The sequence below is a fragment of the Natranaerofaba carboxydovora genome (assembly GCF_022539405.1).
Taxonomy (GTDB): domain Bacteria; phylum Bacillota; class Natranaerobiia; order Natranaerobiales; family Natranaerofabaceae; genus Natranaerofaba; species Natranaerofaba carboxydovora.
On record NZ_CP054394.1, the window covers coordinates 360,194 to 381,863 of the forward strand.

General features: G+C 35.4%; 17 protein-coding genes and 1 other RNA gene. 10 read left to right on the plus strand and 8 right to left on the minus strand.

Annotated features, from left to right (window positions below):
- The first annotated feature begins 3 nt into the window (after positions 1 to 3).
- Together ACONDI_RS01625 and ACONDI_RS01630 are read left to right on the plus strand one after the other, a co-directional pair.
- Entirely contained in the window at positions 4 to 930 is a 927-nt protein-coding gene (locus ACONDI_RS01625) for a response regulator (protein WP_241080912.1), read from the plus strand.
- Positions 931 to 958: 28 nt separating this feature from the next.
- Positions 959 to 1,609, plus strand: coding sequence for a YczE/YyaS/YitT family protein (locus ACONDI_RS01630; protein ID WP_241079758.1), 651 nt, complete (start codon positions 959 to 961; stop codon positions 1,607 to 1,609).
- Between the two features lie 255 nt (positions 1,610 to 1,864).
- Here the strand turns inward: ACONDI_RS01630 and ACONDI_RS01635 are convergent, their stop codons facing one another.
- From ACONDI_RS01635 to ACONDI_RS01650, 4 genes are all read right to left on the minus strand, one after another.
- Positions 1,865 to 3,238, minus strand: coding sequence for a copper amine oxidase N-terminal domain-containing protein (locus ACONDI_RS01635; protein ID WP_241079759.1), 1,374 nt, complete (start codon positions 3,236 to 3,238; stop codon positions 1,865 to 1,867).
- A 379-nt stretch (positions 3,239 to 3,617) separates the two neighbouring features.
- Positions 3,618 to 3,969: a transfer-messenger RNA gene (gene ssrA / locus ACONDI_RS01640) on the minus strand.
- 57 nt (positions 3,970 to 4,026) lie between these two features.
- Positions 4,027 to 4,497 carry an SsrA-binding protein SmpB gene (gene smpB, locus ACONDI_RS01645; protein ID WP_241079760.1) on the minus strand — a complete coding sequence of 157 codons (471 nt, stop codon included), beginning with the start codon at positions 4,495 to 4,497 and terminating at the stop codon, positions 4,027 to 4,029.
- Between the two features lie 192 nt (positions 4,498 to 4,689).
- Positions 4,690 to 5,583, minus strand: a complete 894-nt coding sequence (locus ACONDI_RS01650; RefSeq protein WP_241079761.1) for a copper amine oxidase N-terminal domain-containing protein — start codon at positions 5,581 to 5,583, stop codon at positions 4,690 to 4,692.
- Positions 5,584 to 5,882: 299 nt separating this feature from the next.
- On the opposite strand from ACONDI_RS01650, the gene ACONDI_RS01655 reads away from it, so the two are divergent.
- Genes ACONDI_RS01655 through ACONDI_RS01665 form a run of 3 tightly spaced genes read left to right on the plus strand, consistent with a single transcriptional unit; the run spans position 5,883 to position 10,470 of the window.
- Complete coding sequence (locus ACONDI_RS01655; protein ID WP_241079762.1) at positions 5,883 to 6,563, plus strand: TetR/AcrR family transcriptional regulator; 681 nt, start codon at positions 5,883 to 5,885, stop codon at positions 6,561 to 6,563.
- Positions 6,564 to 6,591: 28 nt separating this feature from the next.
- Positions 6,592 to 9,255, plus strand: a complete 2,664-nt coding sequence (locus ACONDI_RS01660) for a PEP/pyruvate-binding domain-containing protein (RefSeq protein ID WP_241079763.1) — start codon at positions 6,592 to 6,594, stop codon at positions 9,253 to 9,255.
- A gap of 57 nt (positions 9,256 to 9,312) precedes the next feature.
- Entirely contained in the window at positions 9,313 to 10,470 is a 1,158-nt protein-coding gene (locus ACONDI_RS01665; protein ID WP_241079764.1) for an MFS transporter, read from the plus strand.
- 4 nt (positions 10,471 to 10,474) lie between these two features.
- On the opposite strand, the gene ACONDI_RS01670 is transcribed toward ACONDI_RS01665, so the two are convergent.
- From ACONDI_RS01670 to ACONDI_RS01680, 3 genes are all read right to left on the minus strand, one after another.
- A complete protein-coding gene (locus tag ACONDI_RS01670) occupies positions 10,475 to 11,968 on the minus strand; it encodes a phytoene desaturase family protein (protein ID WP_241079765.1) in 1,494 nt (497 codons plus the stop codon).
- Positions 11,969 to 12,541 (minus strand): TetR/AcrR family transcriptional regulator, encoded by a 573-nt coding sequence (locus ACONDI_RS01675; RefSeq protein WP_241079766.1) that lies wholly within the window; start codon positions 12,539 to 12,541, stop codon positions 11,969 to 11,971. It abuts the gene before it with no gap.
- A gap of 146 nt (positions 12,542 to 12,687) precedes the next feature.
- The gene (locus tag ACONDI_RS01680; protein ID WP_241079767.1) at positions 12,688 to 13,593 is read right to left on the minus strand and encodes a PLP-dependent cysteine synthase family protein; all 906 of its coding nucleotides are present in this window, start codon (positions 13,591 to 13,593) and stop codon (positions 12,688 to 12,690) included.
- A 231-nt stretch (positions 13,594 to 13,824) separates the two neighbouring features.
- Between ACONDI_RS01680 and ACONDI_RS01685 the strand changes: the two genes are divergently transcribed.
- Positions 13,825 to 14,472 carry a response regulator transcription factor gene (locus ACONDI_RS01685; protein WP_241079768.1) on the plus strand — a complete coding sequence of 216 codons (648 nt, stop codon included), beginning with the start codon at positions 13,825 to 13,827 and terminating at the stop codon, positions 14,470 to 14,472.
- A gap of 14 nt (positions 14,473 to 14,486) precedes the next feature.
- Here ACONDI_RS01685 and ACONDI_RS01690 read toward each other — a convergent pair whose 3' ends face one another.
- Complete coding sequence (locus ACONDI_RS01690) at positions 14,487 to 15,581, minus strand: ABC transporter substrate-binding protein (protein ID WP_241079769.1); 1,095 nt, start codon at positions 15,579 to 15,581, stop codon at positions 14,487 to 14,489.
- A 219-nt stretch (positions 15,582 to 15,800) separates the two neighbouring features.
- On the opposite strand from ACONDI_RS01690, the gene ACONDI_RS01695 reads away from it, so the two are divergent.
- Genes ACONDI_RS01695 through alr form a run of 4 tightly spaced genes read left to right on the plus strand, consistent with a single transcriptional unit; the run spans position 15,801 to position 21,361 of the window.
- The gene (locus tag ACONDI_RS01695; RefSeq protein ID WP_241079770.1) at positions 15,801 to 16,937 is read left to right on the plus strand and encodes an ABC transporter substrate binding protein; all 1,137 of its coding nucleotides are present in this window, start codon (positions 15,801 to 15,803) and stop codon (positions 16,935 to 16,937) included.
- Positions 16,938 to 16,957: 20 nt separating this feature from the next.
- The gene (locus tag ACONDI_RS01700) at positions 16,958 to 17,653 is read left to right on the plus strand and encodes a hypothetical protein (protein WP_241079771.1); all 696 of its coding nucleotides are present in this window, start codon (positions 16,958 to 16,960) and stop codon (positions 17,651 to 17,653) included.
- Positions 17,654 to 17,713: 60 nt separating this feature from the next.
- Entirely contained in the window at positions 17,714 to 20,185 is a 2,472-nt protein-coding gene (locus ACONDI_RS01705; protein WP_241079772.1) for an MFS transporter, read from the plus strand.
- Between the two features lie 21 nt (positions 20,186 to 20,206).
- Complete coding sequence (gene alr / locus ACONDI_RS01710; protein ID WP_241079773.1) at positions 20,207 to 21,361, plus strand: alanine racemase; 1,155 nt, start codon at positions 20,207 to 20,209, stop codon at positions 21,359 to 21,361.
- Positions 21,362 to 21,670: the final 309 nt, after the last annotated feature.

The following is a 21,670-nucleotide window of genomic DNA, read 5'->3' on the forward strand; positions in this document are numbered from 1 at the left end:
TTGATGTGTGTTACCTTTTTTGTAGTAGATGATGATCGGGCTTGTCGTAGTATGCTTTCAGAAATTATTAAAGGAGAAGAACTTGGCAGGGTAATAGGTTTTGGGGAAGAAGGAACTGAGCAGGATTCTATAATTATTGAACATAATCCTGATATAGTTTTATTAGATCTATTATTACCCGGACAAGATGGAATCGAAATCGCCAGGAAATTAAAAGAAAAAAATTTTTCAGGAGAAATAATAATGATAAGCCAGGTAGAAACTAAAAATATGGTGGCTGAAGCCTATGAAGCAGGGATCGTATTTTATATAACTAAACCAATTAATAGAATTGAAGTTGTATCAGTTATAAGACAGGTAATTAATAACCTTAATATGGCAAGGTCTATAAATAAAATAAAAGAAACTTTGACTGTAATAAATGAAAATAAAGATATTGAGATAGTGGAAAATGAAGGTGAAAAATATGAAAACAGTAATAAAAACTTAGATTCTAATATCCGAGATAGTTCTTTGCAAATTCTTTCGGAACTTGGAGTGATGGGCGAATCAGGAGTGAATGATGTATGTGAGCTAGTTTTGTATTTGGCAGGAGTTAAATCTAAATCAGGTGAAACGAAAGATATAGCACGCCTTCAAGACCTTTATATGGAAGCTGCCAAAAATATATCTGGTACTAATCCAACAGAAAGTGACCTAAAGGCAAAAGAACAGCGCTTAAGGCGTGTAATCAGAAAAGCTATGGATAATCTTGCATCTATGGGCCTAGAAAACTTTCATGATCTTAGATTCGAGCATTATTCTGGGAAGTTTTTTGATTATCCAGAAATACGGAAAAGGATGAATGAGATAAAAAATGGAGCTTACAAAAGTGAAGCAAGGATTAATATTAAGAAGTTTTTGAATGCGATGGTGTTAGAAGTAATGTGACCGTCCCAGCAAAAAGGAGGGCTAGAGTTTGGATCTAAAAACTATAATTTCTAAGATGATTTCTATGTTTTTTGGATACTTTATATTTGCAATGGGCATTGTATTTATACTATATTCTGATTTGGGGCTTGGCCCCTGGGATGTTTTCCATAAAGGAGTTAGTTTAAATACTTTTCTCAGTTTTGGTCAGGTGATTCAAATAACCGGGCTTTTTTTATTGATATTATCGTATCTTTTAGGTGAAAAACCCGGTATTGGAAGTTTAGGGAATATGATTTTTGTTGGGCTTTTTGTCGATGTATTAGAAATGACAGGACTTTATAGATCTCCGGAAAATATATTTTTACAATTTTTAATGCTTGTTTTAGGAATGTTCTTAATTGGTTGGGCTACTTATTTTTACCTTAGAGTTGAGCTTGGTGCTGGCCCAAGGGATGGTCTGATGGTAGGTCTTGTCAAACTTTTGAACAAGCCTGTTTGGCTTATAAGAGGTGCAATTGAGCTAACGGCCTTAACTGTAGGTTTTATTTTAGGTGGACCTGTAGGTGTGGGTACTTTAATTGTGGCTCTCAGTATAGGTTATTTTGTTCAACTGGCTTTTTATATAGGAGGTTACGACGCCAAAAAAGCGAAACACTCTAATCTTAAAGATCAGTTAGGCATGATTATGCAAAGATAATAATAATTGAAAGTCTTCGCTCCAGACAAATGTTTCATCCATTTCTTCCTCATATTCTCCCGGGTTAGCTCCCTCAAATCTATATGAAAGCTTTAACTCCTGGAAGTAATTGAATTTGTATATTGTTTTCAATTAATAGTTTAATATACGAAGAAAGGGCTAAACCCCAAAAAAATTTTTTTTTCTTTTGGGATAGCCCCTTTCCTTTGACACAGCGTAATGGTTATAATATTGTTTTATTGTAATTACTCATTCCTACTCATATGCAATTACAATTTCGTTAGTAGATGCCAGCCAGTCTATATTACTGTCTAAGTTTTCAGCAACAAAACGTAGGGGTATATATGTTCTTTCGTTTTTAATTAATGGAGCTATATCCATAGTTTGTGAAGCGTTGTTAACTGTTATTCCCAGTTCTCCAATCCACATTTCTACTGTATTGTCATTTGCGCTAAGAGTTATTTTTTGGGTATTTCCGTCCCATCCCATTGAGCCTCCCATTTCTTCAACTATTGCTCTTATTGGAACCATGGTTCTCCCTGCCATTATCTCTGGTGTTGTTTCTCTACCTGGATCTATCTCTTTTTTTAAACCACCGGCACTCATAAAGGGATTATCAATTTGTAATACAATAAAACTTTTTAACACTCCAGGTTTGTATATCTCATCCCCGGTAGTTGTAGTAAAGGTAGCTATTACATCTCCAAGTTCTTCTTCAATACCCTGAAGAGGGTTAGCTTCTCTTAATACAGGTTTCACAGTATAATAATATGTGGTATTTGGTTGTACATTTACATCAGCAAAAGTTGTACTTGTTAGATGAAAGTCTGTAACAGATATACCTAATTCATTTTGAGACGTAGATCTAAAGATTCTATAGCCTATTGAATTTACAGGACTCCAGGATAGCCTGGTTCCAGACGAAAATGACTGAGCTTGCTCGAGGTCTATATCACCTTCAGGAGTTGTTGATGTTATAGGTTCTACCTCGGTGTCAGGAGCTCCCTCTCTCCATTCATAAACATAATGCCATAAAGGTGAGTAAGCAGCTTGTAACATTAAAGTGATTCTCATTTTTTCACCTGGTTCTCCCTGGGGGAAACCATGGCTCTGTATTACTTCTTCTCTGTTTGAATCTATTTGATAAAAATCATTTCTTCCATCAGGAGTCATCATTCTCATACTAGAGTCTGCTACACCATAAGGATCATCTGTTGCCCTAGGGGTAATCTTAGCTATTATTCTAGGACTGCCCTGGTCTTTAAATTCTACATCCACATATCCATTTAGATAAGCAGGCTCACCAGCAGCTATAAAGTCTGCCGGGCTTATCCACTTATACTTTACTAGTCTTTGGAATATTGTATTTCCACTCCCGGTATAGTATCTGTGACAAAAAAGATGAAGATCACCTTCCTCATCATTTTGGATTTCAGTGTATGTCCTAACCTCCTCATTAGTTCCCATAATTCGTGACAAGCCAGACATTGATTCAGGTTTTTCTAGCCTGCTTTCTGTCAAGTACCAGCCAGTTTCATTAGAAGCTTCTGCAGAGTTGATATCAAAACTTATCACAGTACTTAAAATAAATAAAAAGATCAAAAAATTTACCAATATTTTATTTTTCACCTAAGCCACTCCTCTTTTTTTAATAGTTTTTGTTTGTTTCTATGTTTCATCGTTTATCACTTCTAAAACAAAAGAGAATGTCACCTCCATCAAATTTTTATTTTTTTGCTTTATTACCTGTTCAAATAATATTTGTTTAATTAAATATAATTCAAGAAGTAGAAGTATACATCACCTTTAAGTATGATATTGAACAAAAAACAGTAATATAATCAAATAAATTCTTAAATCACCAATATCACCTTTAAAGGTGATATTGGTGATATGCTCAACTCAATTCATTAATCAACAAATATATAGCCATAAAAAAATAAGCCAATAAAGGCTTATTTATGTAAAGGACATTTTATTCTATGTTTGTGCTTATTGTGTTTAATTTTGGTGGAGGCGGGGGGAATTGAACCCCCGTCCGAAGGTGGTCCGGAAAGAGCTTCTACGAGCGTAGCCCTTATTTTGCGGTTCGCCTTAAGGAGCTCCTAAGGACCGGGATCTCCATAAGGCTAGCCTCCGTGAGGTTTCCCATATATAGAGGAGGCCCCTATATATGGTAGCCTGCTAGTTTGTCGTCCTTACATCCCCGCAGGCTTAGGACATAAGGACGGCCGCTGTCTACGCAGCAGCTAAAGCTGGTTGTTCGTCAGCATTTAAATTTAGGTCCATGTTTTTACCAGGCCATGGTCCTGGGCCCGCAACTCTTTCCTTTTCACCCTCGTCGACGCCATATCGCCCCCAAGGATGTTATACCTTTTCTTCGCGTTATTAAGTTATAACAAATATAATATACATTGTCAACGTATATTTTTTTCTTTAAGGGCTTTCTCAGCCTCTCTTTCCATCGTTTTCCTTTTGATAGCTTCGCGCTTATCATGTTTTTGTTTACCTTTTGCTAAAGCTAGTTCTAACTTTATTAGACCTCTGGTTACATACACACTTAAAGGCACTAAAGTATATCCCCTTGTTTGGGTATAGCCTATTAACTTTTTGATTTCTTTTTTGTGAAGCAATAGCTTGCGAGTCCTTGTAGGCTCATGATTATATCTATTACCTTCTTCATAAGGACTTATATGAACATTGTGAAGGTATACTTCGCCATTTTGTATTCTGGCAAAACCATCTTTTAGATTAATTCGTCCATTTTTTGCTGATTTTACTTCCGTGCCTGTAAGTTCAATACCTGCTTCATATACTTCTTCTATGAAAAAGTCATGTCTTGCTTTTTTGTTTCGTGCAAGAACCTTGGTTGTTTTTGCTTCACTCATTTATAGTATTCCTCCTGAACATTTTGTTACTACTGTTATCATTTGCTAATGTAATTATATTTTCTGCTATAATTATATTACGACTTAATATATGAAGTCAAAATATTCATTAAGCTTTATTTCGACTGCTAGCGAGTTTTAGATGATGTGGATAGACTTTTTGCACACAGAATCAGCTAATAATCTTTAGTATCATTGATCTTTAAAAACTTGGATCTCATCAATAGGACCATTTTTACCTGCTTCACTTTGAAACTCAATTCTATAGTTATCTAAATAATAATTGAAATAATAATGGTAAAGACCCTCTGCTTTGTGGTCAACAAGATGCACCCTACTTGGCCAGTTTAATTCTTCCATAGCTTCTCCAATTCTCATACCTGTTGTCACGTCAGCAAATTGTTCAATAGAAGAAAGCAATATGACTTTGCCATTTTCTTCAGGTGAGGTTAGGTGAAAGACCAAAGAATCTGACTGAATTAATCCTCCGTAATTATCAAGCACTATGTTTTCATAATAAACCAAATATGCTCCAAGGAAAAATCCACTGCTATCATATTGCCCAAACTCATCTTCAATCTCATGCTTTTTTAATTCAAATAAATCAATGAATTTATCATTAGTTATCTTGTCTTTAAGTTCTGGCATTTCTTTATAATTATTTTCAATAATAATTTTTCTGTTAGCTTCGTCCCATTCTACTTCAGCCCCAAAAGCTTCCCCTGAAAATCTAAGTGGTATATAAGTTCTACCATCATATATCTCTGCAGCTACATCTAATTCTTCGTAGATCCATCCATCAACTTCTACCTCTTTTTCTCCAATTGCTATACCTACCCTATAACCGTTTCTATCTCCATAAGCTACTCTATTCTCTTCGTCCCATCCCATCTCTGCACCTAGAGCTTCAAATATAGGTCTTGCAGGAACCAGAGTCCTTCCGTCTTTGATTCTTGCCGGATAATTGATTTCGAGTTCTTCATCATTAATTAATATTGTTACATCTTCTGCTACTTCGGCACCAAAAACACTTCCTCCACCTAGCAAAAAAAGTGTAGAAAATAATATAACAAGTATGAATTTCATATAGCATCCCCCTAACTGTCTATTTTAGTAAACTATTTTTAGATACTATGCTAAAACATACTGGGTTATCACAAATAGTTGTCACTATGATTAATTTTGTGTAGGGGAAAATTAATTTAACTGCAAAAATAATATAAACCAGCTTTTTATATTTGAAAGTTTTTCTATATGAGATTTTTCTGTATTTGTATGAAAACTTTTTTGTATTGACTTATTTGTATTGACTATTGACAAGAAAAGACAAATAAATATATAATAAACATACCGACGGTCGGTTTGACAAAAAAGGAGGTAAATTAATGACAGGTTCAAAAGGTGATGACAGAAAACAGGAATTTTTGGAAACTGCCCTCGAACTTTTTTATGAAAAGGGTTATGAAAAAACAACCATTAAAGACATTATTGGCAGGATGGGAGTTTCTAAAGGGGCTTTTTATCATTATTTTGAGTCTAAAGAAGATGTAATTATCACAATAGCAAAAGATTATGCAGATAAAGCAATAAACTTAATTGAAAAGATTGCTAAAAGAAAAGATATAGATGCCATCGAAAAACTGAACTTGGTGATAGAATCTGTTAATCAATATAAAAGTACTAAAGAAGATGAAAGGTCAAAAATAAAGAATGTTTTCTTAGATGAAGAAAACCTAAAATTACAAAGGAAAATTACAAATGAATTAAAAAAGGATTCTGTCAGGTTATTTAAAGAGATAATAGACGAAGGTGTAGAAGATGGGATATTTGAGACCACTAATTCCAGTGAGTTAGCTGAGTATCTTCTTCACACAATTAATCATATGAATTCATCAATAGATGAATTGCTATTAGATGCTCAAGAAAAAAATATAAATACAACTGAACTTTCAAAAAAACTAGAAGATAAATTATCTTTTTATGAGGAAATGCTTAGCAAAATTCTAAGGATAAAGAAAGGAAGTATTGAATTAAAAGAACCCTACATGAAAAGGTTTTTGAATTAAATTATTTTTTACAGTGGAGGAGAGAATAGTGAAAAGTAATGAACAAAAATACGTAAAGTCCTTGGAAGATGTAACAAAGAAAGACTTTCTTTACGCAGGAGGAAAAGGCACAAACCTTGGTGAGATGATTACTGCTGGGCTTCCTATCCCGGAAGGATTTGTAGTATTAACAAATGCTTATAGAAGATTTGTCGAAGGAAACAATTTAGCTGAGAAAATTAAAGGACTATTAAGTGATATAGAAGATTTGGATAACCAAGAGGAAGATAGCTTTTCTCAAATAGAAAGGATTTCACAAAAGATAAAAAGACTATTTGAAGCTGGAAAAATACCTGATGATATTATTGAAGATATAAATTATATGTATGAAGTATTAGGAGAAGCTTCTGTAGCAGTTAGATCATCAGCCACGGCAGAAGATTTGCCGGGGACTTCCTTTGCAGGCCAGTATAATACCTATCTGAATATTAGAGGTAGAGAACAACTCCATAAGTCTGTCAAAGATTGTTGGGCTTCTCTTTGGAATGCTAGGGCTCTTTCATATAGAGTAAAGCAAAACATAAAAAATGAAGGACTTGCTCACGGTGTTGTAGTGCAAAAGCTAATCGATGCAGAAAAATCAGGTATTTTGTTCACCGCAAACCCCGTAAATGGCAGACGAGATCAAATGTTATTAAATTCATCCTGGGGGCTTGGCGAAGCCATTGTAGGAGGAGAGGTAACTCCAGATCAGTGGGTTATGGACAAAAAGAACAAAAAAATCCTAGAAGAAAAAATTGCTAAAAAAGAGATAATGACTATAAGAAATGATAAAGGGATAGAGTTTGTTGAGGTGACGAGAAAAGACCAGGAATCTCGCACACTTGATTCAAATGAAGTTATGGAACTATTAGAACTTGGAGACAAAGTGGAAAAATACTTTTCTTCGCCTCAAGATATTGAATGGGCATATAGAGATGGGAAGTTTTATCTTGTCCAGTCAAGGCCAATTACTTCGCTCTATCCGCTGCCCCAACCTGAGGATTATGACAAGGGACTTCGGATATATATGAATTTCAACTTGTACTCCCAGGCTATGCCAGAACCCTTTACCCCTGTTGGAGAGGCTATGTTTAAGGAGATGTTTGTAGGTGTTTCTAAACTAGTAAACAAAGACTACAAAAGAAAACCCGTAAATTGGGTCAAGAGTGCAGGAGGAAGGGTATTTCTAGATGTAACTGAGCCTTTTAAGTACGAAAGGATACAAGAAAGGTTAAAGAACAACCCTGCAGATAAAGATCCTGTAACCATACGAACTTTAATCGAATTGATAGATAAAAATAAAGATGAGCTTCTTAAAAACAAGAAATCAGCCATGAAAATCTTGACTGGAATTATTACAAAAATGAACCCCTGGGTAATAAAGTTTTGCATAACTTCACTATACAAAGTGATGTATGGAGTTATTTCTCCCCAAAAAGCAGTATCAAAATCATATCAATATGGTGAAAACTTTGTTTCTAGCATAGAAAATAAAAAGAAAGAATTAAAAACAATTGAAGAAAAAATAAACTATATTGCTAATGAATCCCCAAAAGAATTGTTTATCGGCTTATTTGAGGTTGTCTTTTATGTTTCGGCTTCATCAACTTATCTAGACAGGGCAGAGAAAATAATGAAAAAACACCTAGAAGATACTTCAGAGCTAGACAAAGTGGAAAAATCTGTGCCTAATAGTGTTACTACCGAGATGGGGATGGAACTTTTGGGAATAGTCAAAAAATTAGCAGAGAAGAAAGAAGAACCTACTCTTGACCATCCTGAGGTCAAAAACTTTCTTAATAAATATGGTCATCGCTCTTCTCTTGAAGTTGACCTTGGTATTCCAAGATGGTATGAAGAACCTCAGTATGTCTTAAACTTAATAGAATCGTATATCGAAAACAAAAATTACGATGAAGGATTAGACAAATTCCAACAGGGCAAAAAGGAGGCAGAAGAGGCCATAGTTAATATTACTAATAAAATAAAAGAAAAAGGTGCAAATAGGGATGCCAAAAAAGTGGAAAAACTGCTTAGAAATTTCCGCGAAATGTTTGGTATCAGAGAGCTGCCAAAGTTTTACCTGACTAAATCCTTTGGAATCCTAAGAGAGATGTTGATGGATATAGGGGAGGAGTTAAAAAGAGAGGGTAGATTAGAGGATAAGAAGGATATATTTTATCTTCGCTTCGATGAGATAACATCAGATAGAGATCTTAGGGAGATAGTCGATAAAAATAAAGAAAAATATCAAAGGGATCTGCAGATGAATGCTCCCTTAATAATGACAAGTACTGGAGAAAGCATATACTCAGGCCTTAGTACAGAAAAAGGAGAAGAAGGAACAAATTATTATATCGGTTTAGCGGTTTCACCTGGAATATATGAAGGACGGGTTAAAGTATTAAATCGCCCTGAAGAGGGAAAGAAGCTCAAAAAAGGTGAAATCCTTGTAACTAAAGGCACAAATCCTGCCTGGACACCATTATTTCTTAAGATAGGTGGTTTAGTAATGGAGACAGGTGGACCTATATCCCACGGTTCTGTTGTGGCAAGGGAATACGGGGTTCCGGCAGTAGCAGGAGTGCGTGAGGCTACTACCAAACTTCAAGATGGGCAATTAGTAAGGATTAACGGAGAGACAGGAAGTGTAGAGGTGATAGAAGAATAATATATATTTTTTGGCCGTAACCATACCGACCGTCGGTATAATAAGGGGGTGATTAATATGAAACAGAAAAATATGATAATCTTATTTATTAGTTTGGTAGTAGTAATGATGGGCTATGGTATCGCAATGCCGGTACTTCCATTTTATATAGAAAGCATGGGTGGGAGAGGAATTCATTTTGGGTTATTAATAGCTAGCTATGGTGTAATGCAGCTGCTCTTTGCACCTGTCTGGGGAAATTTGTCTGACAAATATGGAAGAAAACCAATGTTACTTGTTGGAATGATGGGTCTTGGTTTGGCTATGGCATTATTTGCACTGGCAACTGAGCTGTGGATGCTATATGCGGCACAAGTTATGTCTGGAGGCTTATCTGCCGCTATGCTTCCTGCAGCTCAGGCTTATGCTGGGGATAGTACTACCAAAGAAGATAGAGGAGGAGCTATGGGTAGGATAGGAGGAGCTATTGGCCTAGGTGTAATATTAGGCCCCGGGGTAGGTGGGCTTTTGGCTGCTAGGTCTTTAGCTACTCCGTTTTTTATGGCATCATGTTTTAGTGTGCTGACTTTTTTAATCATATTGATCGGACTTCCAGAATCTCTTTCGAAAGAAAACCGGTCCGAAACTACAGAAATCAAGTTTATGCAGGTAAGAGGTTTGTGCAATGCATTATTTACGCCTATAGGTTTTGGCTTGATAGTGGCATTTATCGCTATACTGGGTCAAACTATATTTTCAAGCGTATATGGCTTGTATGCTTTGGCAAGATTTGACTATGGCCCGGAGCAGGTAGGGACAATATTGATGGGAATGAGCGTTATGTATGCTATCTCTCAGGGACTAGTAGTAGGTCCTTTGACCAAAAGGTTTGGAGAAGAGAAAATAATAGCTTTAGCCTTGATTGGGACTTCTTTAGGCTTTGGGTTGATTTTGGCGTCTGTTACTTTTGTTACTATATTTCTAGCCATGATCTGTTTTATATTATTTAATTCTCTATTAAAACCTTCAGCTATAGCTTTTGTATCTAAGAACACGGTAGATAATCAGGGAAAAGCCATGGGAATCACCGAATCATACATGGCCATTGGTCGAATACTAGGGCCGTTGTGGGGTGGGATGCTCTTTGATATTAATATTTTCTTTCCTTTTTTAAGTGGGATGGTGGTATTTTTTGTTCTATCAATACTGACATTGAAAAAACTAAAAACACTTTAAACAATCAACTAACAAAAGCTTTTTTCTTTTTCTTTGTAATTCTCATGATGGTGTCTTTGCCAGTAATAACAGCATTTGGCAAACCTCCTGGTGGTTGTAGCCACTGGCCGCTTAGAAATATATTATTAAGTCCTTTTATCTTACCTGAATGGTTCATCATTTTCCCATTAATTGTGGAGTGAAATGCCATGAATGAGCCCATATAAGCATTACAGTATCGTTCAAATGTTTTTGGAGTAGCTACATCTAAGACCTTTAATTTCCCCTGCATATGGGGAAACTTTTTTTCTATTCTTGTTTTAACTTCTTGCCCTATACGAGCCTTTTCTTGTTGATATTCTTCTGATTCCCTAGAAAGTGATTTCCATTTTATTAGATCGTTGTAGTACTGATTGATGCTAACAGTGATTACTGTACGATCTTTGGGGGCAAAATTTGGTTCATAACCATAATGGGTCATCAGTAATTGCTCTATTGGGGTTTGATTGATCTCAAAAGGATCTATGTCAAATCTAATGCTCCTTGGTATATCATCCATAGCTATAGTTCCTTGATATCCAAGGGCAATACGTATTTCTGAAGCTAGAGGGTACACGTCTGGATTGTTGAATCTTTTTTCAAAGTCTTTGTCTGGGTATTTTCCTTTTAGAAGTTTGTCATAAAGTACTTTGGCATCGCATGCCGCTATAAAGTAATCTGCTTCGAAGATTTTACCATTTTGACATGTAATTTGGTTTATAATGTTGTTTTTTATCTCTAGTTTTGTAACCTCACAGTTTTTTTCAACCTTTCCACCTAGTGAAAGATATCTATCTGCCATACGCCCTGCAAATTCTCTAGAACCACCATGAGGGATGGAGGCCTGACCTTTTGTAAAGGTCGAAAGGGCGAAAAAGAGCATAGAAGCACTAAAGCCTTCAGGTACAAAAGTAGCCAAAATTCCCCTTAGCGCAGGATGCTTAAATCTTTTAGCATACTCTTGCAAACTGATCTTGCCGTATTTTTGTATTATCATTCCCGCATCTTTCATTGACATCATTTGCTTGATTCTTTCTACAATATTCATTAAGTCCGCTGGCTTGCCGATAGGGATTTCGAAAGATTGCAGTTTCTCTATGTCTTGACACATTTCTATAATAGTTTTACTGTCTTTAGGGGATATTTCTATCCAACTAGACTTAAGCCTTTCTAAATCTCTATAAAAATGTACTCTAACACCTTCATGCTCATAAGCAAGAAAACTTTCTGGGTTGTGTATATCGACGCTGTCTAAAGCTCCGACAGTTTTCCAAAGGTCATTGATAGGAGTATTTTCTTTAGTACCGACTAGCCAGTGTATACAGCCGTCTATATGATAGCCTTCTCTATCCCATCCGGTGCATTCTCCGCCCAAAGTATGATGTTTTTCTAAGATAATGCTTTCAAAGCCGTTTTTTTGTGCAAAAATCCCTGCACTAAGTCCGGCAATTCCGCCGCCTATAATAACAATTTTTTTCATTTAACTATCCCCTTTTTTAATTTTTTGTACCTGAAGAAGTTCTTCTCCAGTTTCCATAAGAAGTTTTTCTACGGCTTTATCATCTAGATAAGATGGTATATGGCCGTTTGCAACCATAACTGATAACCCAAGCTGAAAAACTCGCATTTTAAATAACAGTTTTCTTCGCTCCTCAAAAGTCAAACTGCTCATTTCCTTATCTTCAGACATTGCTTGGAGCATTGCTTCTTCAAATTCTTCGTATGACTTCATATATTGATTAGGTTCTATTACCAGCTCACGAAAGAGGATGGGATACTCTCTTGCAAATTCTAAGCTGGCTTTTCCTATATTCTCAAACATATTTTCACCATTTTGTGTTGCTAATAGTTCATTTGAGAGGGCAAAAACTCGCTTAACTACCTCAGATATTAAATCATCAATTGTCTCAAAGTTGACATAGATAGGAGCAACAGAACATCCAAGGTGTTTGGCGACATTTCTAGCTGTAACTTTTGAAAAGCCGTTTTCTTTGGCGATTTCGAAGGCAGTTTCTATTATTCTTTCTTTGTTAACTTTTGTTTTGGGGGGCATGTTTCCAACTCCTTGAATAACATTTGTTATATAACTATTGTTATTTATATAATAAAGATAACATAAAGTCAAGTAAAAAAAAGTTTATAGAAAAGTTTAAAGAATTTCATAGAAATAAAAAAATAGAGCATTGAGTAGCTCTATTTTTAAGGAGCGCAATCTGCGCATATTGAGCGAAACAGCGTAGTACTTAGATAGCGATCTCCTCTGTCTGGAAGAATAGTGACAATGGTCCCATCATTCATCTTATCAGCCAACTTTAGAGCACCAGCAACAGCTGCTCCACTAGACATCCCTGCAAAGATTCCTTCTTTTACTGCTAGAAGTCTGGCAGTTTCATAGGCTTCTTCATCTATTACGGTTATTTTTTCATCATGGACATCAGGATGATAAACTTTTGGGACTATAGCTTCTTGCATATTTTTTAATCCTTGAATGGAGTGACCTTTAATAGGTTCTACTCCAGCTATTTTGATACTTGGATTTTTTTCTTTTAGAAATTTGCCCGTACCCATTAATGTCCCTGTTGTTCCCATGCCAGCTACAAAAGCATCAATTTCGCCACCAGTTTCTTCAAATATTTCAGGTCCAGTGGTTTCATAATGAGCTAGAGTATTATTTTCATTGCCAAACTGATCAGGCATGAAGTACTTATCAGGATCATCTTTTATTATTTCATAAGCTTTTCTAATGGCGCCATCTGTGCTCTCTTTAGCAGGGGAAAGAATTACTTCTGCTCCATAGGCTTCTAGAATTCGGCTTCTTTCCTCACTAACACACCCCGGCATAACTAACTTTACTGTGTATCCTTTGGCAGCTCCAATCATAGCAAGGGCTATTCCTGTATTGCCTGAAGTGGGTTCCAAAATCATCCTGCCTTTTTTAAGTTCACCTGATTCTTCAGCTTTTTTTATCATATAATAAGCTGGACGGTCTTTTACTGAGCCTCCAGGGTTATTCCCTTCTAACTTACAGAATATCCGTACTTTGGAATCGTTTAGATTAACTAATTCAATCAGTGGTGTGTTTCCAATGGTTGATAAAACTCCCATATATAATCCCCCCAATGAGTTCTTTATTTAAAGTTACTATGCTATTATGTGCGATAATTTTTTATTCGCTGCACTATATGTTTTTTCCTGCAAAGATAATTGTTTTAATAATACGAGAGACTTACTTGGACAATTTATTCCATAGTACCATAAAAATTTAGGTTCTATTTAGGAATATTCTGGTATAATAGAACTAGCTGAGCTTTTATACCTTTATAAGAGGTGGAGAAAATGAGGATAATTATAGTCGATGATCACCCCCTGTATTTAGAAGCATTAGAACATCTACTCCAAAACGATTTTGAAATAGTTAGCAAGGTAAATGATGGGCTAAAGGCTGTTGTGGCTGCACGCGAAAAAGCCCCAGATATTATATTGATGGATATTAATATTCCTGGATTAGATGGTATTGAGGCAACAAAAAAGATTAAGGCAGAAATGCCTGAGATAAAAATAGTAATACTGACAAGCTTCAAAGAAAAGGAAATGCTATTTCGATCTATTAAGGCCGGGGCGGCAGGTTACTTATTAAAAAATTTAGACGGCAAAGAAATAATTTCAAACCTTAAAACATTAAGTAAAGGGATAAATCCTTTTTCCCCGGGCATGGTAGAGTTTATATTGCAGGAATTTCAAGAGAATTATGATGAAGGCACTAATGTTATTAATAAGGAGTTGTTGAGCAAACTGAACGATAAACAGATAAAAGTAATTGAACATTTAGCACGGGGTCTTAATTATCGTGAGATTGGAGAAAACCTTTATATTAGTGAAAGAACAGTTAAGTATCACATGGAAAATATAAAAAATAGGCTAAACCTAAAAACTCAGGAACAGGTGATTGCTTGGGCCTGGGAACAGGGTATTTCTAAAGTTTAAGAGCTAGCAACAGCTTACTCAAAATATACTTCATCAGCAATCAACATCATCTCAAAAGGAATTTGGTATCCTATTTCATCTGCTGTTTTCATATTTATAGCAATTCTAATTTCTGAAGGAGTTCTTACTGGAATGTCAGCTATGTTAGCACCTTTAAGTACTTCGATAGCCATGTCACCTGACTGTAAACCTAGGAGATAGTAATCATAGCCAGTGGCATACATAGCTCCGCCCCTGGCAAATTCGGTAGAAGCTCCTATTACAGGTATATTATATTTATTCATAGTGTTAATTAAAGGTTTGATAGCGGCCAAAACAGTATTATCTGTGGGAACCCAAACTATATCAACTTTATTTGCAAGTGTTTCTGCCATCGACTCCACTTCACTTGGACCTGTTACTTGTTTTTCTATAATATTTATCCCTAATTCTTTAGAGATTTCATAGGAAAGTTCTATCTGAACTACAGAGTTTATCTCAGCATCATTATAAATCACCCCAATATTTTCTGCATTTGGCATTGCAGCTATGGCCATGTCTAATAGAGCTTCAACAGGGGTTAAGTCACTAACGCCTGTAACATTAGTATTTGGTTTTTCCCAGCTTTCTACCAATCCAGCTGTTTGAGGTTCAGTGACTGCCGCAAAAACTACCGGAACTTCTTTTTGTTTTGAAGCAGCTTCAGCAGCTGGGGTAGCAATAGCTACAATCAAATCAACACCATCTTTAACAAACTGATCTACAATTAACTGACATTTTTGTTGTTCCCCGTGAGCGTTTTGATAATCAATTCTAATATTATAGTTATCTTTTAAATCTGCTTTTTTAATCGCATCAATAATGCCTGACTTTACAGAATCAAGTGCTTGGTGTTCAATGTATTGAAGCAATCCAATATTAATATTTTTATCTGGCAGTACTTTTCCTTCCTTGTTTGCCAAATTTGTTTCCCGTTTATTTTTGATGGTGACTTTTTCTACTTTATCATCGCTCTTGCCGTTATTTTTAGATATAGAATCATCGCTATAACTGCAGCTATTAATTATTAAAATTATTGCAAAGCAAACAGATATTAAAATATATAACTTTTGTCTATAAAGCTTTGGCAATGTAATTTCCTCCTACAAAATACCTTACTATGTAAAATGATTTAATAGTTTCTATATTGAGCATTTAACTTCCTTTAATTATTGTTAACATTTTTTGAAAACTAGCACAATTGTACTTTTTTGCAAAAATACTGTACTAAAGTACAGTGTAAAAGTTACAGTTATAACGTTAAAATCAAAATATAGTTGAAAAATTTTAAAAAGGAAAAAGGTGAGATTATGGAAGAAAAGCTTGCAAAAAAACTAGCTATTTTTCTTGTGTTTTTGTTGCTTTTGTTTACTAATTCGTTTTTATTTGCTGATAATTCTTATCCTAATAATGACGGCGAAAAATGGCGAATAGGTTATGCTGAAGGAGAACCATTTGTGAATTTTGCTGGGACTTTTCATGGATTAGTTCAAGGGTTTGAAGAACATGGTTATATTAATGGTGTTGAACAAATGCCATATTCATCTGGTCAAGAAGATAGTAAGGTGATGTGGGAATGGTTGGTTTCCCATAATACCGGAAATCTTGAATTTGTAGAAGATGCTTATTATTCTTTTGGTGTGGAATCGGGCTCAGAAGAAGAGCTGTTAAATCGTCTAGAAAGCGAAGGCGATCTAGATCTTGTGATTACTATGGGAACTTATGCTGGACAAATTTTAGCAACTGATACTCATAGTGTACCTGTTATGGTATTTTCTACAACGAATGCAGTTGAAGCTAATATTATTGATTCTGCTAAAGATTCTGGGAAAGATCATATTTGGGCTCATATGGAACCTGACAGAGAAAAACGTTTGATTGAAGTGTTTAGTGACCTTTTTGATTTTGAAAAAATGGGCATTGTTTATGAGGATTCGGATTTAGCAAGAACTTATTCGGCTATAGATGAAATTGAAGCTACTGCATCTGAAAGAGGTTTTGAAATTATATATCGTCATGTTGATGAACCAGCAGATTCTGAAGATAGAGAGCGATACTATGAAGAACTGCAAGATGCCTATAACGAGCTAGCATACGAAATAGACGCATTTTATATTACAGTAGCTTCTATTGAAGCAAGTCGCTTGGAAGGGCTTTTGACCCCGTTTTATGAAAACAACATTCCTTCATTTTCTCAACTGGGTGGGGAAGAAGTAAGAGCTGGAGCAGTGGCTAGTGTGTCCCGAGATGATTTTTCTGAAATTGGTTTGTTCGGCAGTGATGCAATAATTAGAGTTTTAGAAGGGGAACTGCCTCGTGACCAAATCCAAACTTTTACCCTTACTCCCTTAATTTCGGTTAATTTAGAAGCAGCTGAGCGAGTTGATTATAGAGTCCCTTTCGAAGTATTACTGGTAGCAGATCAAGTTCACCAAACTATTAATTAATATAGAAAGGGGCTAAAAAAATGAATATTGATGAAAAACCAGTGAGCGAAAAATTATCCTTTGAAGTAGTTAACTTGGATAAAACATATTTGGAAAAGATAATTAAATTACAAAAACTGGTCATTGATTCTTTGGAAGACAAGGTTTTGTGTGTTTCTCTTTCAGAAGAAGAGTATTTGGATGCACTAGGTGATAAAGGTATTGTCGTAGGTGTTAAAAAAGGGGATAACCTGGTTGGAATTTATGTTGGCTTGTTTCCCGGGCAATCAATGGATAACCTTGGAAGAGAGATAAATTTAGATAAAAATGAACTTGAAAAGGTATGTCATCTAGAGTTAGCTTTTATTGATCCTAAATATAGGGGGATGAAACTTCATTATAAATTAGGTGTTAATCTTATAAGTGAGGTACAAACATATAATATGACTCGTTATTTTTTTGCAACTGTTGAGCCCAGGAACTTACCATCGTTAAAGAATCTTTTTTCATTCGGATTATATATTGTGAAGTTTAATGAAATGTATGGAGGTTTGAAACGCTTTGTTTTATGTCACGATATAGGTCGCCTTATTAGATGGGATAAGAGCAATGCTATTATCGTAAGCAGCAATGAAATAGATTATCAGCGCGAACTACTTCAACAAGGCTGGCAAGGGATGGAGATGAAGCGAGAATTTAATGAAACATTTATCGTATATTGCAAAGAAAAACTTTAATCTAAGCAATAAAATTGAATTTGAGATTTTTAAATGAGATTTTAGGAGGTCAAAAGATAAATGCAAATAGGAGATCGCAACATAATTTTAGTATTTTTCTTAATACTTATATTAGTTGTTTTAGGATTTACAGGCCTATTAATCGTATCAGATTTTCAAATGAACTTTGTCGATTCTTTGGTGTCTACGTATGAGGTTTCTGGGCGGCAAAGTGTACATAAAATAGAATATTCTTTGCGGTATGGTAAGCCTTTAGAAAACTTTTATGGTATAGAAGAGACTTTACAGGAGGTTAAGCAGGACCTGCCCGAAGTTAGTGAAGTTCAAATTATATCTACTGATGGTCAGGTTATGTATGATACAAAAGGGCAAGTAGAGGATAGAGTACTACCCGAAAAACTTCAGAAATTATCAAACTTTGGTTATGATAGTGAAACAAATTATAGTTATGGAACAAATGATGGTTATTATCATGTTTTTTTGCCTATTCAGGGTCAAAATTCAGAGTGGCAGGGTAGTTTTCAAATTATATTCCCCGAAGATATAATAAATAGTCATGTGACGGAAATTACTACAGAACTTGTTATTTTTTTAATTTTTATGTCACTTATAGGTCTTTTAGTCCTGATATTATTAAGTAAATGGATTAAGTTTATAAATGCCGATGGAAAAGTAAATAGAAAGAATTTTTTGGTAACAACTATGGTTCTATTAGGGATAATTCAGTTTATTTTCGGATTTCTAAATTATACTTCATTTAGGGATGAGTATCAAAAGATAGCACAGGACAATGCTTCTAATGTGAGTAATGTAATAAATAATGACATAGAGTCGGTACTTAATCTTGGTGTTTCCTATCATCAGCTGTATGGGTTAGAAAACTATTTGGCAAACATTACAGACAGTGTTCCTGAAATAGGCCTAATAAGGTTAAACTCTGCAAATGAGGTTCTATATTCATCAGAAGATGCCCTTAGTTATGATGAATTAGCTGATATCAATCTAAATGAAAAAGATAGCTCTATGATTCATTTGCTTCCTATGATTGAAGATAATGAACAAAATACAGCTTTTTTAGAGGTCGTATTATCCGAAGACTATTTTGCCCAGAGAATGCAGAACATACTGTTAGATAGCATGACAGTGCTTCTTCTATCAGTTATTCTGATGATTGAAATTATTTTATTTATGGTTATTATTTTGCAGTGGAATTATGACAAAAAAGGATATTCAAAAAAGTCACCCGAAGAACTCTCAGAATCAATAAGTCCTGTTCTAAAACCCAGGATAGATAACAGGGCAATTAGGATGCTAGTATTAATTGTTGGAGCTGCGGTTTTTATGTCGGCTTCATTTATTCCCCTTCGTATGCAGGAATTATATGATGGCGCGTTTTTGGGGATGTCAAAAGATATGATATTGGGGCTTCCTATTTCAGCAGAGATGCTATTTGCTGCTATTGCAGCAATTTTAGTTGGGAAAGTGATCGTAAGCAAAGGGTGGTATTTTTCCTTACTTTTAGGCATGATTATTTTTGGCGGGGGATTGTTTTTATCATATTATGCAGTTAATAGTTTAACCTTTGTAATAGCCAGGGCTATTACAGGCGCTGGCTATGGTTCTACTTTATTAGCAATTAGAGGCTATATTGTCAATGAAATACCTTCAGAGGAAGAGAGAAAAGAAATATTCCCAAATTACGTTTCAGGTATTTATGCCGGTTTTATTGTTGGCACTGTTACAGGTGGTATGTTAGCTGATAGGTTGGGATTTGCACAGGTGTTTTTAGTGGCCCTTGGTCTATGTATTGTTGCACTTCTGTTTGTGGTTTTCTTATTAAATCCTAGAGGACAGTTAAAAAATCAAATGAATCAGTCACTGTCCCAAACATCTGATACAGAAAAATTGGTCGATAAAAATGGTTCGATGGAGGAAAATGAGGGTAGCTCATTAGCATATGGAGTTTTTTCTTTTTTGATTAATCCAAGGGTTTTAATCTTCTTTGTGTTGGTTGTATTACCTCTTACTATTAGCAGCATGTTTGTTGATTATTACTTCCCAATATTTGCAGCTGCAGAAGGAGCTACTACTTCGAACGTAGGAAGAGCTTTTATGTTAAATGGTTTTGCAATTGCCTATCTTGGTCCTTTCTTAAGTAGACATGCAGAAAATAAACTGGGTTCGAAAAAAGCCCTTCTCGCTTCTGGCATTTTAATTTCCGGGGCATTGATTTTATTTTATAATGTAAGCACCCTGGCAATAGCTTTTTTTGTTGTAGTAATGATAGGTGTATCAGAGAGCTTTGGCCTTGTAGCTCAAAACAATTATTTCGTTGAGTTGAGAGATGTCAAATATTTTGGTGAAAGTAAAGCACTTGGATATTATGAAAATGTTCGCAAACTAGGGCAGATGATGGGACCTCTTGTCTTCGGTAGTGTTCTTACTCTTGGTATGATGGGAGTAGGTATTATTGGGATAACGACCCTTGCACTGATTGTACTATTTGCATTTGTGTTGACAAAGAGAAATTAATACTGGCGGAGGTAGTTTTTTATGCAAAAGGAAGTTATCGTAGAAAAAAATCAAGGCCATATGTTCTGGATTGAGGTTCATATAGGCCATTTACTACACAATATTAATATACTGCAAAAGCACTTGGGCCCAACTATAAATATGCTTCCAGTTGTTAAGGCAGATGCTTATGGACACGGTGCAGTAGCTATCTCTAAAGAGCTACAAAAAAACTCTTCTGTAATAGGACTAGCGGTGTCTTCAGTTGCAGAAGGAATAGAGCTAAGATGTTCTGGCATTAATATCCCAATATTTATACTAGAATATATCTCACCTGGACAGGAAGAATCTATCGTCGACTGCGATTTAGTTCCACTATTGACAAACTTATCAATGGCAGAAAAATTGGGTTTATTGGGTAAAGAAAAGCAAAAAAAAGTACAAGTTCAGGTTAGAGTAGCTGTAGAAGCTGGAAATATAGGGGTAAGTATTGATGAACTACCTAATCTGCTTTTGCAAATAAAAGGCATGGAGTGGTTGGAGTTGAAAGGATTTTTCACCCACCTGTATGCTGCTTATTCTAAAAATGATGTAATGGTAGCAAAACAGCTTTCTGTTTTTAAAAAAGCTGTTAAAATGGCAAATGACTATAATATAACTTTTCCTTTAACTCATGCAGCAAGTAGTCCTGCTATATTAAAATACCCGGATTCTTATTTTAATACTGTAAGACCAGGAACTATAATGTATGGCCTTCCTTCTTTTGAAGACCAAGAAGATACTGGTCTTAGACCGGTAATGCAGCTAAAATCTAAAATAACAAATATAATAACTTTGCCTGCAGGTGGCGTAATAGCAGGGTATGTGAAACAGCCTTATTGTAGTTCTACAATGCGACTTGCAACAGTTCCTTTAGGATATAGAGATGCGCCTTTTTTGTTAAATATGCAGGGAGGAGAAGTTTTAGTAAAGGGAGAAAGAACTAAAATTGTAGGATCACCTTTTATGACACATCTGTTAGTAGATGTGACTAGGATTTGTGAAGCGAACCTCGGAGATGAAGTAGTTTTTTTTGGGGAACAAGTAGAAGATACTATCAAAGCGGAGGATATAGCAAATAAAGCTGGCATAGGAGCCACCCACTGCGAATCTATATGTTTCCTAAGCAGCCGTATACCTCGTAGCTTTATTTTGTGACAAATTAAACTTCGGTACATGTGTCTGGAGTTTGGGTCATATCCATATTTCCCATTTATTTAACTAATATATCATTTGCTCCTTTTACAGATAACCTGCTCCAAAAAAATGTTTTCTCTATATCAATAACTATTTCTTTATTCCTTGAGTCTTGTAGAATTTTATTATCGACATGGACTTTTATACCTTCACAGTCTATAGCTTTGTAATGGTTAATGCCATCATTTTTTGGAAGGCCTATTTTTACATCGGGGACCAGTACCTGGCCAGCTGAACAACCACCTCATCCCCCGGTAGATACCACTGGCA

Bases quoted from the DNA above. Each gene is read 5' to 3' on its own strand.
- ACONDI_RS01625 (WP_241080912.1), top strand. From the start codon at position 4: ATGTGTGTTACCTTTTTTGTAGTAGATGATGATCGGGCTTGTCGTAGT.
- smpB (WP_241079760.1), bottom strand. From the start codon at position 4,497: ATGAGTGAAGCAAAAACAACCAAGGTTCTTGCACGAAACAAAAAAGCA.
- ACONDI_RS01650 (WP_241079761.1), bottom strand. From the start codon at position 5,583: ATGAAATTCATACTTGTTATATTATTTTCTACACTTTTTTTGCTAGGT.
- ACONDI_RS01655 (WP_241079762.1), top strand. From the start codon at position 5,883: ATGACAGGTTCAAAAGGTGATGACAGAAAACAGGAATTTTTGGAAACT.
- ACONDI_RS01665 (WP_241079764.1), top strand. From the start codon at position 9,313: ATGAAACAGAAAAATATGATAATCTTATTTATTAGTTTGGTAGTAGTA.
- ACONDI_RS01670 (WP_241079765.1), bottom strand. From the start codon at position 11,968: ATGAAAAAAATTGTTATTATAGGCGGCGGAATTGCCGGACTTAGTGCA.
- ACONDI_RS01675 (WP_241079766.1), bottom strand. From the start codon at position 12,541: ATGCCCCCCAAAACAAAAGTTAACAAAGAAAGAATAATAGAAACTGCC.
- ACONDI_RS01680 (WP_241079767.1), bottom strand. From the start codon at position 13,593: ATGGGAGTTTTATCAACCATTGGAAACACACCACTGATTGAATTAGTT.
- ACONDI_RS01685 (WP_241079768.1), top strand. From the start codon at position 13,825: ATGAGGATAATTATAGTCGATGATCACCCCCTGTATTTAGAAGCATTA.
- ACONDI_RS01695 (WP_241079770.1), top strand. From the start codon at position 15,801: ATGGAAGAAAAGCTTGCAAAAAAACTAGCTATTTTTCTTGTGTTTTTG.
- ACONDI_RS01700 (WP_241079771.1), top strand. From the start codon at position 16,958: ATGAATATTGATGAAAAACCAGTGAGCGAAAAATTATCCTTTGAAGTA.
- ACONDI_RS01705 (WP_241079772.1), top strand. From the start codon at position 17,714: ATGCAAATAGGAGATCGCAACATAATTTTAGTATTTTTCTTAATACTT.
- alr (WP_241079773.1), top strand. From the start codon at position 20,207: ATGCAAAAGGAAGTTATCGTAGAAAAAAATCAAGGCCATATGTTCTGG.